This window comes from Nonomuraea sp. NPDC050643 (genome assembly GCF_040654715.1).
Lineage (GTDB): Bacteria > Actinomycetota > Actinomycetes > Streptosporangiales > Streptosporangiaceae > Nonomuraea.
On the sequence record NZ_JBFAIM010000171.1, the window covers coordinates 1 to 1,954 of the forward strand.

Below are 1,954 nucleotides of genomic sequence, written 5' to 3' on the forward strand. Positions count from 1 at the left end.
GTCGGCCACCACGGGCAGCGCCCCGAGCATCTTCTCCACACTCGGGCCACCGAACTGCGCTCGCTGTCTCACGAGTTCCGGGACTACCGTCTCCATCAGCAACGATCAAGACACCGCGCCGGAGATGCCCCAAACATCCCGACCTGCGGAAAACGGGGCTAGGGGCAGAGCACCCTGGTTTCGGCAGTGCACTGGTCGAAGCCCGGGCCGCCGTTGGCGGCGTCGTTGCCTCCCAGACCGTTGAGGACGTCATCGCCCGCCCGGCCGGAGACCATGTCTCTGGCCGACCCGCCGAAGAACCTGTCCTTGCCGCGCCCCATGTCCGTCCTGGAGCGCAGGGAGGTGAAGTTCCGGAGCGTGTCGTCGCCGCCCCTGGTGGCCGCCCTGATCCGGGCGATCCCCGCAGCGGGGCATGACACCTCGTTGGCGCCTGCCGCCACGCACGGCGCGACCGCCGGGACCACGTCGAGGGTGTTGCGAACGTGCAGCCGGCCGCCGGCGCCGACGAACACGGTGATGTTGTCCGGCCCGTTGCCCGCGATGATCTGCAGCGTGCCGCCGCCGGTCACGGCGACGTTGCTGGCGGCGTGTGCCGGCCCGGCGACGGCCAGCAGAGTGCCGGACAGTACGGCACCGGCTGCCAGTGCGCGCACGCCGTACCTGCGCATGATGGTGGCTCGTGCGCGGCTATCGTTCCCGCGTGTATTCATCTATCCCCTTGCCGGGTGGATGATCAGGCTCCGAAGCCGGCGCCCGATACCCCCCAATTGCAGCGCCGCGACGACCGCGCCTCAGTGCCGGAGCACACCCGGGCTCTGTGCCCTTTGGCGTAGACAAGGGCGGTCAGGAGGGAGACCCGCTGGCTTCCGTCCGTTCTCCGATCCGGCTCCCGGGTTCCCCCTCTGCCCATCGGGACCGCGGCAGTTATCGGCTGCGCTGATGGATCGTTCGCTTATCGCCCGTTTCCCTCCGGCACGGGCGGGCGTTGAGTCAAGGGGCAGGCGTTCGGCCCGCGGCGCTGTCTGCCCGAGGCCGGGCCCGCCACCTCGATCGCCAAGCTGCTGGGGGTCTCGCCGGGGACGCTGTACAACCACATCCCCGACCTACGACAGCTCCGCCAAGGTGGCACCGCCCAGGAGTTTCACAAATTTGTAGAAAGGGTGGCCCCGGAAACGGGCGGATGAATCCCTTCTCAAGTGGTGCGCTTTTCGAGCGCTGCCAGGTTGGATCGCACAGTTTTCGTCAGCGGATGATCCGTACTCAGTACCCGCTCACAGTCGGCGAGGGTCGCCTCGTACAGGGGGATGGCCCGGCCCAGATCTCCGGCCGTCCGGTAGGCGGCGGCAAGGTTGTTGCGGGACGTCAGAGTACGAGGGTGATCTGGACCAAGCACTCGCACGCAGTCAGTTAGCGCCTGCTCAGTGAGCGAAATCGCCCGACTCAGATCTCCCGCCGCCTGGTAGGCGGCGGCAAGGTTGTTGCGAGAAGTCAAGGTGGAGAGGTGGTCGGCGCCCAGCACCCGCTCCCGCCCGGCTAGCGTCGCCTCGTGCAGCGGAATCGCCCGCCCCAAATCCCCCGCCGATTGATATGCATGGGCGACGTTGTTGCGGGAGGTCAGGGTATCGGGATGGTCGGCGCCAAGCACCCGCTCTCGCTCGGCCAGCGTCTGCTTGTACAGCGGAATCGCCCGGCCCAGATCCCCTGCCGACTCGTAGGCGTCAGCCAGGTTGCTGCGAGAGGCCAGGGTGTCGGGATGATCGGGACCGAGTACCCGCTGGTAGTTGACCAACGTCACTTCATGTAGGGGGATGGCCCGAGCCAAATCCCCCACCTTCTCGTAGGCGACGGCCAGGTTGCTGCTAGATGATTGAGTCCAAGGGGTCAGGGATGGTCAGTGGTCGTAAAGGATCAGTGACCTCTTGATCGGCTGGCCGGTGTGGTCGTTGTGCCAGAT

2 protein-coding genes are annotated in these 1,954 nt (G+C 67.0%); both read right to left on the reverse strand.

All coding sequences use genetic code 11. The features are described 5' to 3' along the window. Positions 1–158: 158 nt before the first annotated feature. Positions 159–653, reverse strand: a complete 495-nt coding sequence (locus AB0I15_RS66750; protein ID WP_358121161.1) for a hypothetical protein — start codon at positions 651–653, stop codon at positions 159–161. A 539-nt stretch (positions 654–1,192) separates the two neighbouring features. Then, positions 1,193–1,885, reverse strand: coding sequence for a tetratricopeptide repeat protein (locus tag AB0I15_RS66755; protein WP_358121164.1), 693 nt, complete (start codon positions 1,883–1,885; stop codon positions 1,193–1,195). Between the last annotated feature and the right edge of the window lie 69 nt (positions 1,886–1,954).